Below are 14817 nucleotides of genomic sequence, written 5' to 3'. Positions count from 1 at the left end.
AATTCAAAAGGCCCACCTTCTAAAATTCCTGCTGTTGGTTGAAGAAACCTTTCTAAGGTTATAGGTTCAGATAGGTGAGATCTTCCCTTTCCTTCTCCTCTTTCAGTTACTTCATCAATATGTATTTTAAACTTGCCTTGACCAGATGGATCTACTAAAGGTTTCATACCGTTATAAGACAGATGGTATATATAATACACACCAATCTTTGAATCATCAAACTCTTCAAAATTAACATCCATAATATTATCGGGTAAACCTTTAATATAACCTTCTTCATCTGTAATAATCCATTGCTTAAGCCGTCCAGAAGCATTTTCTAAAACCACTTCAACATAATCTACCGCTCCATCAATACATATGCTATTGTAAGTTTCTCCATCCAGAAATGTGATTTCACCACCATAAACGGTAGCATTTTCATTTGCGTTAGAATTTTGCGCTATCATGAAACCTGTTGTTCCTATTAAAAAGAGAGCAAGAAAAGTTAAGGTTTTTAAACTTAAAAAAATCTGACTTGGGGAGCCATTGTGTACTTTTTCTTTCATAACCTGTTGATTTACAATTTACAAGAACGAAAAATTACAAAAAAACCAACTGATTCAATACATATTAGACCCTAAATGCAAATATTTTCGATAATTAGTAAAATTGCCATTTTTTGTAGTTATTTGAAGCTTCCAACTGATTTTCAACACTATCCTCTAACTCAGGAAAAAAGTCTATTCCTGTTAATTTTTCAACCTTATCAACTGAGACTACAAACTTATAGAGAGGTTCATTTGAATTTTCATGAGGTAATAAAAAAGCAATCATTTTAGTTACTCCTGTATTATTATCTATTAATATTTTATAGAACTGATTCGGCACAGACACTTCTTCATCTCCAATAGATTTCATTTGTCCTTTTAAGACTCCCCCAGTTACCACGAAAACACCATCATATTTATTGGCCCAATATCTTACTTTTTGCTCCAATCTATTCCAAACACCTGAATTAAAATCGTGCTTTTGCGGACTTATATTACTAGTTAAAAAAGTTTCATCATGAGCCTCTTTACTAAATTTTCTATCACCTGCAGGACATAAATGTCCGCGATCATATCCCGAATCTTTGTAATTACGCCAATGAGCTGCACCGGTTTTTACAGTTTTATCAATTTCGAAATAAGGTCTTTTGAAATTTGTACTAGATAAATGAGACTTCTTTAATTCATAGGCTACCCATTCCGCTTGTTCATGTGCCTCGTTATAAGACAACGAATATCCTTCATGATGAATAATCTGTCCCGTAGAACTAGTTGGTAAAAAATATTCGTTTGTGTCTCCTTTTACTTTCTCTCCTTCATTAACAATCTCTTTTCGAGTTTCTTCTTCTAAAAAGTATTCGTATCCAAAAACAGCAAACAAAATTAAAATTGCTATTAGAGAGAATATAGTCTTTCTATTCATACTACTCCAAAACAAACTTTAAAGGTTGCCCTGAAGCTCCACTTGGGAAACTAATACCTAAAAGGGCTGATATTGTTGGAGCAATATCAGGGATTATTGTTTTTTGTAAAGTCTGGCCATGCTTAATTCCTTTTCCAAAAAACAAAAGTGGAACATGTGTATCGTAGGTAAATCCAGACCCATGGGTTGTCCCTTTCTTACGATGATAAATGTACCCTGGATATGGAACAGTTAAAATATCACCAGAACGTTTTTGATTATATCCGTTTTGCAATAAGTGCTCTACTCCTGCGGGAAACGAATTGTTACTCATAGTAGCAGCCGAATATGCCTTATAGATATCTTTGTAAGAGATGATTTCATCTACTATTTTTTGCTGAACCGTTGTTAAATCTAACCCTAGGTCTTTTATTTTTTTTCTATTTAGAAATATTTGATTATTACTCATATTTCTAATTAAACCAGTAGTTTTAAACTCCTCTAAAATAAAAGCATTTAACTCTGCCTTTAATTCTTTAGTTGTGTAGTAACCTGAAGGAATTTTTAAACTTTGTAAATACTTAGGCGTGTTCACAACACCGTGGTCAGAAGTCAAAAACACGGTATACTCTCCTTTTCCAACCCTGTCATCAAGAGCTTCAAATAGCCTTTTTAAATCTTTATCTAATCGAATGTAGATATCTTCAATTTCTTTAGAATTAACTCCAAAATCATGACCTACTTTATCCGGACTAGAATAACTTACAGTTAAAATGTCGGTAATATCATCCTCACCCAAACCTTCGCCGTCAATAGCTGCAATGGTAAAATCTGTCGTTAAATTATTTCCATAAGGTGAATCTGCAATTATTTTAAAATTCCCATTTGCATCTTTAAGTTTATTTAAATCATACGGAAATGTTGGCGTTTCTTTACCTCTAAAAACCCTTTCAAAATCATTATTATCACTACCACTTTCGGTATAAGAGTTTATATCATAAAACGAATCCCAAACTTTAAAGTAAGATTCAGTAATATTTGATACATTAAAATCTTTAACCCAATTAGGTAGTTCTTTCATATAGTACGTACTGCTAATCCAATTACCAAGGCCATTATGCTCATAATCAAACCAATATGCAGCATTCGCAGTATGACCTGCTGGTAAAATAGCCCCTCTGTGTTTAATTGAAATTCCAATGGTCTTACCTCTCATTTGAGTAGCCAACCTATTCTCATCAGTAAAAGTAGTTACAACCATTCTCTTTGGTGACTTTCTTCCATCATTACTGTTTGTACCTATTGGCTCTACTGTATTATCTTCCACACAATTCACTGATCTTCCAAAAGTTTTATCAAACCAATCATTACCAATAATTCCATGATTTGAAGGTGTGGTTCCAGTAAAAATTGAAGCATGCCCCGGCCCAGTGTAAGTAGGTATATAGTTAAAATGATTGTTTTTACAATTGAAACCTTCTTCTATCATACGTTTAAATCCGCCTTCACCATATTTACTTTCAAAACGGGTTAAATAGTCATAACGCATTTGGTCTATTACAATGGCCACAACTAATTTAGGATTTACACTGGCAACCTCCTCCTTTACTATTTTAGAAGCTTCAGTACTTACCTGTGCTTTACAAGACAAACTCAAAAAAACAATAAAAAGTAGGGGAATAATCTTTTTCATTTAATCAAAATTTTACTGTTTCAAAAATACGGCTTTAAAACATCATTATTTAAAATTAACATTAAATACCTCTAAGTTTTTTTTACTTTAGCGTTAACAAAATTTTATATGCGATACCTCCATAATATTGGCACATATTTTTTAATGATAGCAGAAATGTTTCGTAAACCCACAAAGTGGTCTGTTATGCGAACTTTAATTTTAAAAGATATAGATGATTTAATTATTGGCTCTCTTGGTATCATTGCATTCATTTCATTTTTCGTTGGTGGTGTTGTTACAATTCAAACCGCTTTAAATATTGAAAACCCACTTATTCCCAGATATCTTGTAGGTTTTGCCACTAGACAATCAGTTATTTTAGAATTTGCACCCACGTTTACATCTATAATTATGGCTGGTAAAGTGGGTTCGTTTATAACATCCAGTATTGGAACCATGCGAGTGACCGAGCAAATTGATGCTTTGGAGGTAATGGGTATTAATTCACTTAACTACCTAGTTTTCCCTAAAACCATAGCGTTAATGCTATATCCTTTTGCTATTGCTATAGGAATGTTTTTAGGTATTCTTGGTGGTATGGCTGCCTGTGTTTTTGGAGGCTATACAAGTTTAGAAGATTATATTTTAGGCTTGCAAACAGATTTTGATGGCTTTCATGTAACCTATTCTTTTATTAAGACTTATGTATTTGCTTTTGTTTTAGCAACAATTCCATCATTCCACGGCTATTACATGAAGGGTGGAGCTCTTGAGGTTGGTAAAGCTAGTACTACTGCTTTTGTTTGGACAGCTGTAGTAATAATTCTATTAAATTATATTTTAACCGGAATGATGTTAGGCTAATGATAGTAGTTGAAAATTTACATAAATCGTTTGGAGAGGCTGAAATCTTAAAAGGTATTAGCACTTCATTTGAAAAGGGAAAAACCAATCTTATTATTGGACAAAGTGGTTCTGGGAAAACGGTTTTTTTAAAGTGCTTATTAGGGCTATTTACTTATGAAGAAGGTACCATTTCTTATGATGGTAAAATCTTTTCACAATTAACGGAGGGCCAAAAAAGAGATTTACGTGCGGAAATAGGTATGGTATTTCAAGGAAGTGCCTTGTTCGATTCTATGACTATAGTAGAAAATGTGATGTTTCCTTTACGCATGTTTACTAAAATGAGTAAAAGTGAAATGGAAGATAGAGCTGATTTTGTTTTAAAGCGTGTTAACCTTCCTGATGCACATCACAAAATGCCTAGTGAAGCCTCTGGTGGCATGCAAAAACGTGTAGCTATTGCAAGAGCCATTGTAAACAATCCCAAATACTTGTTTTGTGACGAACCCAATTCTGGTTTAGACCCTAAAACAGCTATCGTGATTGATAACTTAATACAGGAAATTACCGATGAATATCAGATAATAACCGTGATTAATTCACATGACATGAATTCGGTAATGGAAATAGGCGAAAAAATTGTGTTCTTAAAAAACGGTTTAAAAGCATGGGAAGGCTCCAATAAAACCATCTTTAAAACTGACAACGAAATTGTAACTGATTTTGTCTATTCATCAAACCTATTTAAGAAAGTACGAAAAATGTACTTAGAGGAAAATGAATAAAACTTCATACTTTAAAACAAAAGCACCTCTAAAATTTTATTAAAATCTTTTTTAGAGGCGCCTTAATTATTTAAATCAGATTATCTTATTTACCTACGTATTTCAAAGCATTCGATACCAACTTTTTGTAAGAAGGATTCTCAAAGGCTTTCTTAGAATACCCTGGCATTATATAAACCACCTTAGAGTTATTATACTTTTGGGTCCATGCAATTGGAGCTAAATCTGGGTTATCAGAACCTAATAACGGATGAATTTCAGACTCCATATGAATGTTTCCGTAGAAAACATCAGTCATTGTAAAATCTTTCAGTCCTTTTGTAACTGGGTGCTTTTTATCTAACACTTTAACATCTACCTCAAGGTCTATAAAATAAGTTGACCTTTTAGCTTTGTCTGGTGTAAATTTACCTAAGAACCATTTCCCTCCTACTATATCATGATATCCATCCCAGTTAGGTTGTGAAGACAATGTAAAATGCAGAAACACCAAACCAACGCCTTCATTGGTTAAATCTGTATACAACTTTTTAGTACGTGCAGTCTCCTCGTAGTATTTATTTTGATTAAGAAATAACACAGCATCATACTTCTTAAATTTATCTAATTTCATAGACTTAAAATGAGCATCTAGTACTAAATCTACATTAACACCATCAAGGCTGTTACACATATTTTCAAAATCAGGCGTATCATATGGATGACCTCCTCGAACTACCAGTACTGATGTTTGTGAATAAGATATTTGAAGTATAAAAAGCATTAAAAAAACTGAAATAAATACTTTAGTTTTATTTACTTTAAGTGAACTTAAATTATGAATTGACATTTTATTATTTATTAAAAAATTAATTGAAATTACTATTAGCAATCTATTGATTACTTTATTGCTCTTTGACGGTTATACAATTTACCCATCCACAACCCTACACCAGCCCAAACTGCGGCAATTCCACCTCCAATAATACCAACAGCAGTAAATCCTAAACCAAGACCTTCTGTTAACCCTGTAAAAATCCAAGCAGTAGCCATATCACCTCCTCGATAAACAACCACATCAATAACTGGTTTTGCTTTAAAGCGAGTTTCTTTATCTACTTCGGTAAAAAGCATTTCTCGTGCTGGTTTTGTTACTGCATAATTACCTGCTCTTCGTGCTACTTGAAGTGCTAACAACACCACAATAATTGGTGCAAATGCTAATATTAAGATACCAACACATACAATTATTGGCATTAAAGCAAGGGTATAACCCATACCCATCTTTTTAACGATTCTAGATGTAGCAAAAAATGCAACCCCAAATGTTAATACATTTACAATCCAGTCTATACTCCCTAAAATTTGAGTTCGTTTAGCACGATCAAATTCTGCAAGCAGATTTTTCTGTTCAAAGTACACAAACGTACTTATCATGGTATAAAGCAGAATGAATACACCTATAGCAAGAAGATAAGGGTTGGTTACAAACGATTTAAATCCAGCAAATGGATTACCTCCTATCTTATACTTACTCGTATCTGTGGTCTCGTCTTCATTCTTCAACTCACTAGTTTTAAGCTTAGTTAGAGTGAGAATTACGGGAATTGGAATAAGTAATAATACAGCTGCCACTAAAATTAAATTATCCGTACCAACTCCCGCAAACAAAGTTGGAATCATAGGTCCTAATAAGGCACCAGCACTCGCTCCTGCAGCAATGGTAGCAAATAAACGTCTTGCTTGATCTTTATTAAAAACATCAGACATAAAACTCCAGAATACAGAAAGGTGAAACATAGCAAAAACGCTTAACCAAACATAAAAACACTTATCTACCAAAGTACTATCAGTGATAGAAGACATAAAAGAGTAAAAGAGAATAAATGTTACTGCAAAAAAAGCATAAACACTAGGCACTAACAGCTTAAATTTCATTTTTGAAACGGCTAAACCATAAAACGCTACTACTCCAGTACTTATGAAAAAATTAAGTGTCCATAATTGACTTACCTCAGCATCAGACCAATCACTAGCCATAGCATCTCTTACCGGCCTTAAAATGTAATAGGCCAGCATAAGTATAAATACGAATAAGAAAGATAGAGCCGTAGCCTTTATTTCGTGAGCCTCAATTTCAGAAGCTTTTTTTAATAATTTTTTTATCATTTTAATAAATTTAAACTTTATGAAAAGGGCATAAACACCTAACATTTAATTCTAAACGCCAATAAAAGTAGATTTTATAAAGAATAGATATGGCAATTTACCACGCCATTACCTTGCCTTTATTGTTTATGAAAGTACCACTATTTTCCATTGTAAGTTTTGATATGCTTTCATACATAATAGGAATTGCTTCAGCTACAGACAGTTTACCATTAGGATTCATATCTGTTTTTACGCCTCCTGGAGTAATTGAAACTACAATAATTTGTCTATCATCTAATCTGGCAGATAGATTTCTAGTTAACATATTTACACCAGCCTTACTCACTCGATAAGCATCTAAAGGGCTACTCTTTTTCTGATAAGTAATACTCCCAGCACCCGAAGATAAATTTACTAATGTGGCTCCATTTTTAAGGTAAGGAGCAATAGTCTGAGCAAAAAGTGCTACTCCTATCGTATTGACTTTAAAATTAATTTCAAACCCTTTTACCGTCCAATTACCAAAGTCTTCTTGAACAGTTACACCAGCATTACTAATTGCAATGTCAATCTTCAGGTTTTTCTTTTTGAGCATTTCCCCTAATTCAGCTTGATCTTCTTCGCTAGTAACATCTAACTTTTGAATAAATAACTTCCCTTTATACTTCTTCTTCAGGTTTTGAAGTTCAGTTGCCATATCTGGCTTTCGTGCAGTTGCAACTACGGTATAACCTTCACTTAGAAAATGTTGAACCCAACCTAGTCCCATTCCTCTATTAGACCCAGTGACTATAGCCGTTTTTTCATTAGTGTTAATTGACTCAGATTCTAATTCATAGGAATTACTAAAAGAATATAAGCTAAACATTAAAGCAATACTTAGAATTAATGATTTGAGATTTTTGTAAATGAATGTGAACATTGTTACTTTTTTTAGATAGTTGATACTTTGTAAAGTTTTGATATTAAATAGAACTGGTTAATTCTGGTTTTCTAAATATACCTAAAACTGAAGCAAATTTGTAAATTAAAACTCTAAACACACAACAATCCGTATAGTCATAGAATAGACATTTTTTAATACCTCATAGAAATAACATAGACATTATGCTAATAAACATTATTATATTTTTGATTATCAGTTTTTTATATTTTTAATAAAATAACATTCTTTTGTTTTAACTTTTAGTATATGTACTTTTACTAAAACAAGTTTAAGTAGCAAATGAAACCAACTCTTTTAATATTTCTTTTTTTATTACTTATAAATTCTTTTCATTCAACAGGACAGATTAAACAAGAACCATTGAAAAGGAAGAATACAAAAATCATAAATCCGGACAGTTTACTATCAAAATACAGAGAGAACAAACTAATACACCTTTCTGAAGGCGACACCCTAAAAGCCATTAATTCTTTAATTGAAATATCTACCTTGCATTCAACAACTGGCAATTACCCACAATCATATGACGGTTATTGGGAAGCTCTCATATATTCTAAGAGCATCTCTGACAGTACTCACATGGCAAAAATTTACAGAAAGTTGGGCACACTTTATAGTATTTTCAGAAGAGAAGAAAAAGCGATACGGCATTATGAGTTGTCATTAAAAGTAGCTAGAGATTTTATTAAAGAACAAAAAAAAAGACACAAAAGCATAAACGACACCTACTATATAATGGCAAGTCATCATAGAGAACAGGGAAATTATGGTCTAGCTGAAAAATATTTAGATAGTTGTAGAATCATGTATAACAAACTCTCAAATAACAACTATGCTTTTTTAGATGCCGAACAAGGCTATATATATAACCATTTGGCAAAATATGATGACGCTTTAAATTTGCTGCTCCCACACGAAAACTATTTTAAATCTACCTACCCAGAATACCTTGTTATGTTTTATTCATTTTTAGGAGATATTTATTTTGGGAAAAGTGATTATTATAATGGGGAATTATACTATATAAAGGCCTTAGAGTTGTCAAACAAATACCAGAGTCACTCCAATTACGTGCCAAAAATATATCAAAAATTAGGCGACCTCTATTTCAAAATCAACAAAAAGGAACTAGCATATAAGAACTTGCAGCTTTCAAAAGATTTATCAGAGCAATTATTTGGACTAAGAAGCACTAATAATAGTGATATTTTAGAAATTAAAGATGCCTTTAGAATTGAAAATGAAAAGCAGAAAAAGCTTATTGAAAATGCCAAATTAAATAGGCTTGAACAGCAACAGAAAACTATGTTCTTTAGGAATGTAGCTTTAACCGTTTCTATTTTATCCCTAATTCTTGTTTCAGGTATTATTGTTTGGTACTTACATAAACGCAGAAAATCTGAGAAACAAGATTTTTTAACAAGGCAAAAATTGAGCACTGAGAAAAATGCTGAAATATTAGCACTAAAAAACAGAGAACTCACAAGTTCAACACTTCAATTGATTCAAAAAGATGAACTTATCCTAGACATAAAAAACACTCTATCTCATCTTAGTAACCGTAACGAAAAGGAAATAAAACAAATTCTAACAAAAATAAAAATTAACAAAAACCTTGGCTGGAAAGAGTTCAATGCACGTTTTACTTCTGTGAATAAAGTTTTTTATAAAACCTTATCGGAAAAATTCCCAGAACTAACAAGGCGTGACCATAGATTGTGTGCTCTAATAAAATTAACCTTTTCAAGTAAGGAAATATCATCACTTATGGGAATATCTGCAGAAAGCGTTAACACATCTCGTTACAGACTACGCAAAAAAATGGGGTTAAAAAAAGATGATAACTTAGTTGAAATTATTGCTGAATTATGATGACTCGTCTGGTTTCTCTAAAATAATGCCCTGAACATTGGAATTATAATTCATGTAATCATACCATGGACCATTTAGCCATAACAATACCTTATAACCTTCATTTGAAACTACAATTGGTCTAATATTTCGGTAATTAGAATTAGATGTAATAGCCTTCCATTTAATTGAAGTGATATCATCCTTAGCCCCCACTGTGGCTTCATAGATTTCATGTACTCCACCTAAATCTTCACCTGTTGATGGATCAACATCTGATGATATATAAACCTTTGTTGGATCTTCTGGATCAAATGCCAAAAGCCCCGTATAGCTACTTTCAACTTTATACAAACACTTACCAGCATATGCTATTTCTCTATCAATCCATTTTTCTCCGTTCCAAGAAGCTATTCTATACCTATGATCACTATCACTTAAGTACAAAGTATATCCTAAATGCGGATTGTTACCTTTATCTGTTGCCATTGCACATGTCCAAGCACTATTTGGCACACTCTCTTGAACTATTGTTTTAGTAAATGTATCACTTCCGGTATAAACTTTTTCTCCTTCGGAAGCTCTTAAAACTCCATCAGACAAATTCTTTATTTTAGTCCCATCGGCTTTAAAAAAGGCGCCATTTGTAAATTCCGCATAAAATAAATTATTTCCGTACTGCCGAGGATGACCATCTGTATAAGAAACTGCAACAGTATTTTCATCCTTTTGATAATAACGAGCATATGGTCGCTGATAACCCTTTATATCATTTGCAATAAAATGAGTTGAATTTCCCCAAGTTTCACCATGATCTTCAGACGTAACAAACGAAGGATTAAATGTTAAGCCACTTCTGAAGAAGTTATATAACTTACCCTCATTTTTAACATAATATAAGTTCATATAGGTAACACCATTTTTATGATTGTAGGTATGCTCAATCTTTTTTGGCTCTCCCCATTTTAAATAATCATTTGATGTTGAGATATTAAAATGATGTACCTTTTCATTACCATGCTTAGCCCAAACTGCTAGAACGCTTTTACCTGGTCTTTGATAGAGCGCAGGAACATTATGATCATCTCTTTGGAAGTTTTTATGCATTGTAAGCGTACTATCATTTTTTTCACTTTTCAAATCATAAACACCTAAACGCACATCGCCACTTTGCCCACTTAAACCAGAAATTAATAATTTACCATTACTAATAATAGCTCGAGGATCTTGATACCAACACCAACCACCATCTTTCATAAAAGTTTGATATTGGTTATCTCTTGCCAACGGATGAAATTTATTAAGGTAAGTGTGTAGTTCTGAGCCTGCAGCTAAAAATGCTCCTATACCATACACTTCAGTATAATCTTTAAAGCTTTCTCCTGGTGCAGCACCTATGGGCTGTACGTAACCCAACATACCATCATCATTAACACATTTGGTTAAGGCATTCCAAGCTTTAAATAATACAGGTTCATAAGTTGCTTTATCCAACAAACCATTGTTGATTCCCCAAGCAATACCATAGGCAAAAAATGAAGAACCGCTAGTTTCAACAATTGGATAATCCTTTAAATCACCTAAAACACCACCAGACCATGTACCGTCTGGCCTTTGAGTTTTTACCAAAGTTTGGGCTAGTTGCTTGAATAAATTCTCATAGAATGGTTTGCTTTCCCAGTTTTTAGGTAAATCTGGAAGCATAAGTGCTAATCCGCCAAAAACCCATCCGTTTCCTCTTGACCAGAATATTTCTTCACCATTCTTTTCCTTCTTATCTAAATACGATTTATCTCTAAAAAATAATTGTTCCTCTGTATCCCATAACTCCTCATAAGTCATGCGATATTGTTTATCCATATATTCTAAATACGTACTATCCTTTGTCACCTTTGCTAATCTTGCCCAAACTGGAGGCGCCATAAATAAGGCATCACACCAATCCCACTGATATTCTTTGCCTTTTTCACTTTTCATTATAGAATCAAACCTAACCTTTGTAGGCTCTATGGAAGCACTTCTTCTAAATCTAATATTCTGATTAAGACTCAAGTAAAGCTGCCCTACAGCATGATCATCTGCATGATACATTCTATTATAAAGTTGCCATTTGTTTTTTTGCCCTATAGTTGCGAGCCAATTAATATACTTGGGATAATGAGATACCTTAGTAAGTTCAAACATACCAGAATAGAGGGCAGCATTGGTCCATTCCAATTCATGATGTTTATCTCTATTGTGCCATTTTTTTCTCTTATCTGGAGAGGGTAAGGCTCTATATTTACCCATTTCTTCAAAAGTCTCAATTTGCCAATTGGCAACCTTTTCAGTAATCTTTAACACCTCATTAGGTGAAGGGATTAAGATTTTTTCTTCTTGTTCTTGGCAGTTATAAAAAAGAGTAATTGCAATCAAGAAAAGTAAATAATGTCTCATTTATAAGTTTAGTTTGAGTTGAAAATTGAATCTAATTATAAAAAAAGAATACAATCGATTGTAGTGTTCAAATATACAAACAATAAAGTAATCACAAATAGCGAAAAAAAGATTTACCAAGGAAGTTCTTCTCCAGTTTCCGAGAGGAATTTACCAGATTCTTGTAACCCCAATTTATCAATAGTATTAACCATTTCAGCAACAGCACCATCCACTGTTGCAGGAGCCTCCTCACCTCCCATATCTGTTTGCACCCAACCTGGGCTAAGAGCAATAGTAACAATATTTCTTGGTAAAAGCTTTTGGGATAATCGAGCGGTAAAAATATTAAGTGCAGCCTTACTCATTGCATAGGCATCCAAAGCTGCTTCAGGGTTAATATTGAGAGTTATAGAACCCATACCAGAGGATATATTAATAAGTTTTCCACCTTCTTTTAAAAATTCATGAATGGCCTGAGAAAATAAAGCAACTCCTAATGTATTTACTTCAAAGGTTTTTTGAAATCCATCTTTAGTCCAATCACCCAAATTTTCTTCAATACAAACACCTGCATTATTAATTATTAAATCAAACTTTAAGTTTCTAACCTTAAGCCTATCTACCAAAGCATCTTTAGAATTTTCGTTTGAAACATCCAAGGTTTCAATTATAAGATTATTAGAATAATTACTCTCAAGATTAATGAGTTCTACTGCTTTAGTTTTATCCCTGCAACAAGCTACAACGGTATTATTTTTTCTAAGATAATGCTTTACAAAGCCCAAGCCCAGACCTCTATTTGCTCCAGTTATTAATACGTTTGAATCCAGAATATTCGATTTATTTTTTATATTTCAAAACTACCGAACCACCTACAAAATCATGAATTGCCTTCCTCTTTTTATCACCTTGTATGGTTAATAGAGAAATCCAACCGAGAAAGAATTTAAAAATGAATCTAATAATTGCCTTTGGCAGAATAATATTCTTGCTTTCATCATGCTCTTTTTTCACCACAATATCATTAAAAAAGTGACCTACACTAGCCCCAAAAACTGAAACTAAAATAGGCTCATAAATTAAAAACACGAAAACAAAAACTGAAATTCGAACATAATTAGACACTTCGTCAAAAGCACCCAACACCCATGTAGCAGCATACATTAAAACAATTAATACAATACTATCTATTATTGCAGCTTTAACTCTACTAAATAAATGAGCATATTTATCATCCATACTAGTTCACCCTTTTTACAACTAAGGTATCTAATTCTAACTTTTGTTTGAACCATTTCTCTAACCTTTCTCTTTCTTCTTTTCGAGACACTTCCTTTGCAAGCGAATCAATCCATTTTACTTCAAAAACCGAAATAGTATCCATTTTGGAAAAGTTAGAACTGATTACATTAGAAAAGGCAATACTTTCAATATTCTGATAATTAATCTTCACTTCTTTAGACAACTCTTCAAACTCTATATAATTCTTCTCTAATTTTGAAAGTTGCTTTACTTTATCTTCAAGAAATACAATCTTCTGAGTTTGGGATAACAAGTCTAAAGAATCTCTAACTCTTAATTCTTGCATATATTTAAAATTATCTAAGCCCTTACTTCTACTTTGATTAAAAATTAGTTGAGTAGAATGTTTTACCAATGCAGGATAATCTGAAACCCTACTTTTCAATAAAGCAATGGTAGATTCTGGTATTTCATCTAACCCAAAAGAATTAAACTCAATTTCACTATTACCATCACTATTAAATCTATAAATACTGTTATTTCTAATATATTCCGCATGAGGAAGCGCATCTAATTCATGATTTATAAATAAGGTTGCGTCTCTATTAAAATTACTTTCATTATACACATCAAAAAAAGTGAATCCCGCAGGAATCATTACTAATATGGCTAATAACGATGCAAATTGTCCAATCCGTTTCCTTTTTTTAGAATTGACATATTTAAGCATAGGAAAACGAAGCAACTTGAGAACTAAAAAGGTAGCAAGCGCTATGAAAATAGTATTGATAGTAAATAAATACATGGCTCCTAAAAAGTACTCCAAATTACCTTTTGCCAACCCATAACCAGCTGTACATAAAGGAGGCATTAATGCCGTGGCAATGGCTACACCAAAAATTACGGACGCTATAGTCCCCCTTTTTGTTCTAGCAATAATAAGTGCTAAACCACCAAAAAAGGCTATTAATACATCTCTTATATCTGGTTTAACCCTTCCTAAAAGTTCTGAATTATCTTCACTTAGTGGAAAAAACCAAAAGAACAAAAATGCTGTAATCAAACTTAGCACAATCATAGTAGCTAAGTTTATAATGGATTTCTTAAGCGTATCAATATCATTAATAGCAATAGATAATCCTACTCCCAAAATTGGCCCCATTAAAGGAGAAATTAACATGGCACCAATTACTACCGCCGTAGAGTTAGCATTCAATCCAACTGAGGCCACGAAAATGGAACAAATTAAAATCCAAGCGGTAGCTCCTTTAAATGGAATATCTCCTTTTATTGCTTCAACTGTAGCATCTCTATCGGTATCATCTCTAAAATCTAGTAATTCGCTAAAAAAAGTTTTTATACTTTGAAACAAGCCTTTGGCATCCTGCTTAACAGCTTCTTTTGATTTTTCAACCGTATCACTTTTATTGGTTTCTTCTTCAGAAAAATTAAACTTACTTTCTTCCATAGAGGTTTGTGGTTAACTAGAATAC

The 14817-nt window shown here is 32.7% G+C and carries 12 protein-coding genes and 1 pseudogene; 3 read left to right on the top strand and 10 right to left on the bottom strand.

Annotated features, from left to right (window positions below; translation table 11 throughout):
* The 3 genes and pseudogenes from FUA22_RS13950 to pafA all read right to left on the bottom strand — a co-directional run.
* Window positions 1-548 (bottom strand): annotated as a pseudogene (locus FUA22_RS13950) (hypothetical protein); the annotation flags it as partial.
* A 94-nt stretch (window positions 549-642) separates the two neighbouring features.
* Window positions 643-1452 carry a DNA/RNA non-specific endonuclease gene (locus FUA22_RS13945; RefSeq protein WP_147769214.1) on the bottom strand — a complete coding sequence of 270 codons (810 nt, stop codon included), beginning with the start codon at window positions 1450-1452 and terminating at the stop codon, window positions 643-645.
* Between the two features lies 1 nt (window position 1453).
* Complete coding sequence (gene pafA / locus FUA22_RS13940) at window positions 1454-3124, bottom strand: alkaline phosphatase PafA (protein WP_147769213.1); 1671 nt, start codon at window positions 3122-3124, stop codon at window positions 1454-1456.
* A 108-nt stretch (window positions 3125-3232) separates the two neighbouring features.
* On the opposite strand from pafA, the gene FUA22_RS13935 reads away from it, so the two are divergent.
* Together FUA22_RS13935 and FUA22_RS13930 are read left to right on the top strand one after the other, a co-directional pair.
* Window positions 3233-3970, top strand: coding sequence for an MlaE family ABC transporter permease (locus FUA22_RS13935; protein WP_147769212.1), 738 nt, complete (start codon window positions 3233-3235; stop codon window positions 3968-3970).
* A complete protein-coding gene (locus tag FUA22_RS13930) occupies window positions 3970-4737 on the top strand; it encodes an ABC transporter ATP-binding protein (protein ID WP_147769211.1) in 768 nt (255 codons plus the stop codon). The genes FUA22_RS13935 and FUA22_RS13930 overlap by 1 nt, the downstream gene beginning before the upstream one ends.
* Before the next feature lie 85 nt (window positions 4738-4822).
* On the opposite strand, the gene FUA22_RS13925 is transcribed toward FUA22_RS13930, so the two are convergent.
* The 3 genes from FUA22_RS13925 to FUA22_RS13915 form a co-directional block, all read right to left on the bottom strand.
* On the bottom strand, window positions 4823-5566 hold the full coding sequence (locus FUA22_RS13925; protein ID WP_147769210.1) for a ThuA domain-containing protein: 744 nt from the start codon (window positions 5564-5566) through the stop codon (window positions 4823-4825).
* Window positions 5567-5616: 50 nt separating this feature from the next.
* Entirely contained in the window at window positions 5617-6885 is a 1269-nt protein-coding gene (locus FUA22_RS13920) for an NTP/NDP exchange transporter (RefSeq protein WP_147769209.1), read from the bottom strand.
* Between the two features lie 97 nt (window positions 6886-6982).
* Complete coding sequence (locus FUA22_RS13915) at window positions 6983-7789, bottom strand: SDR family NAD(P)-dependent oxidoreductase (RefSeq protein WP_147769208.1); 807 nt, start codon at window positions 7787-7789, stop codon at window positions 6983-6985.
* 384 nt (window positions 7790-8173) lie between these two features.
* Between FUA22_RS13915 and FUA22_RS13910 the strand changes: the two genes are divergently transcribed.
* Window positions 8174-9685 carry a tetratricopeptide repeat protein gene (locus tag FUA22_RS13910; RefSeq protein ID WP_170309930.1) on the top strand — a complete coding sequence of 504 codons (1512 nt, stop codon included), beginning with the start codon at window positions 8174-8176 and terminating at the stop codon, window positions 9683-9685.
* Here FUA22_RS13910 and FUA22_RS13905 read toward each other — a convergent pair.
* From FUA22_RS13905 to FUA22_RS13890, 4 genes are all read right to left on the bottom strand, one after another.
* A complete protein-coding gene (locus tag FUA22_RS13905; protein WP_147769206.1) occupies window positions 9680-12100 on the bottom strand; it encodes a glycoside hydrolase family 88 protein in 2421 nt (806 codons plus the stop codon). The two genes, FUA22_RS13910 and FUA22_RS13905, sit on opposite strands and share 6 nt — an antisense overlap.
* Window positions 12101-12213: 113 nt before the next feature.
* Window positions 12214-12894 (bottom strand): SDR family oxidoreductase, encoded by a 681-nt coding sequence (locus FUA22_RS13900; RefSeq protein ID WP_262713238.1) that lies wholly within the window; start codon window positions 12892-12894, stop codon window positions 12214-12216.
* A 28-nt stretch (window positions 12895-12922) separates the two neighbouring features.
* On the bottom strand, window positions 12923-13321 hold the full coding sequence (locus tag FUA22_RS13895; RefSeq protein WP_147769204.1) for an RDD family protein: 399 nt from the start codon (window positions 13319-13321) through the stop codon (window positions 12923-12925).
* Between the two features lies 1 nt (window position 13322).
* Entirely contained in the window at window positions 13323-14792 is a 1470-nt protein-coding gene (locus FUA22_RS13890; RefSeq protein ID WP_147769203.1) for a DUF389 domain-containing protein, read from the bottom strand.
* Between the last annotated feature and the right edge of the window lie 25 nt (window positions 14793-14817).

Source organism: Seonamhaeicola maritimus (assembly GCF_008056315.1).
Classification (GTDB): Bacteria; Bacteroidota; Bacteroidia; order Flavobacteriales; family Flavobacteriaceae; genus Seonamhaeicola; species Seonamhaeicola maritimus.
The sequence above is the reverse complement of the archived record's forward strand: the minus strand, read 5'-3'. Positions and strand labels throughout refer to the sequence as shown.

Excerpts from the sequence above, each read along its gene's own strand:
- FUA22_RS13945 (WP_147769214.1), bottom strand. The coding sequence starts at position 1,452 with ATGAATAGAAAGACTATATTCTCTCTAATAGCAATTTTAATTTTGTTT.
- pafA (WP_147769213.1), bottom strand. The coding sequence starts at position 3,124 with ATGAAAAAGATTATTCCCCTACTTTTTATTGTTTTTTTGAGTTTGTCT.
- FUA22_RS13935 (WP_147769212.1), top strand. The coding sequence starts at position 3,233 with ATGCGATACCTCCATAATATTGGCACATATTTTTTAATGATAGCAGAA.
- FUA22_RS13930 (WP_147769211.1), top strand. The coding sequence starts at position 3,970 with ATGATAGTAGTTGAAAATTTACATAAATCGTTTGGAGAGGCTGAAATC.
- FUA22_RS13925 (WP_147769210.1), bottom strand. The coding sequence starts at position 5,566 with ATGTCAATTCATAATTTAAGTTCACTTAAAGTAAATAAAACTAAAGTA.
- FUA22_RS13920 (WP_147769209.1), bottom strand. The coding sequence starts at position 6,885 with ATGATAAAAAAATTATTAAAAAAAGCTTCTGAAATTGAGGCTCACGAA.
- FUA22_RS13915 (WP_147769208.1), bottom strand. The coding sequence starts at position 7,789 with ATGTTCACATTCATTTACAAAAATCTCAAATCATTAATTCTAAGTATT.
- FUA22_RS13905 (WP_147769206.1), bottom strand. The coding sequence starts at position 12,100 with ATGAGACATTATTTACTTTTCTTGATTGCAATTACTCTTTTTTATAAC.
- FUA22_RS13895 (WP_147769204.1), bottom strand. The coding sequence starts at position 13,321 with ATGGATGATAAATATGCTCATTTATTTAGTAGAGTTAAAGCTGCAATA.
- FUA22_RS13890 (WP_147769203.1), bottom strand. The coding sequence starts at position 14,792 with ATGGAAGAAAGTAAGTTTAATTTTTCTGAAGAAGAAACCAATAAAAGT.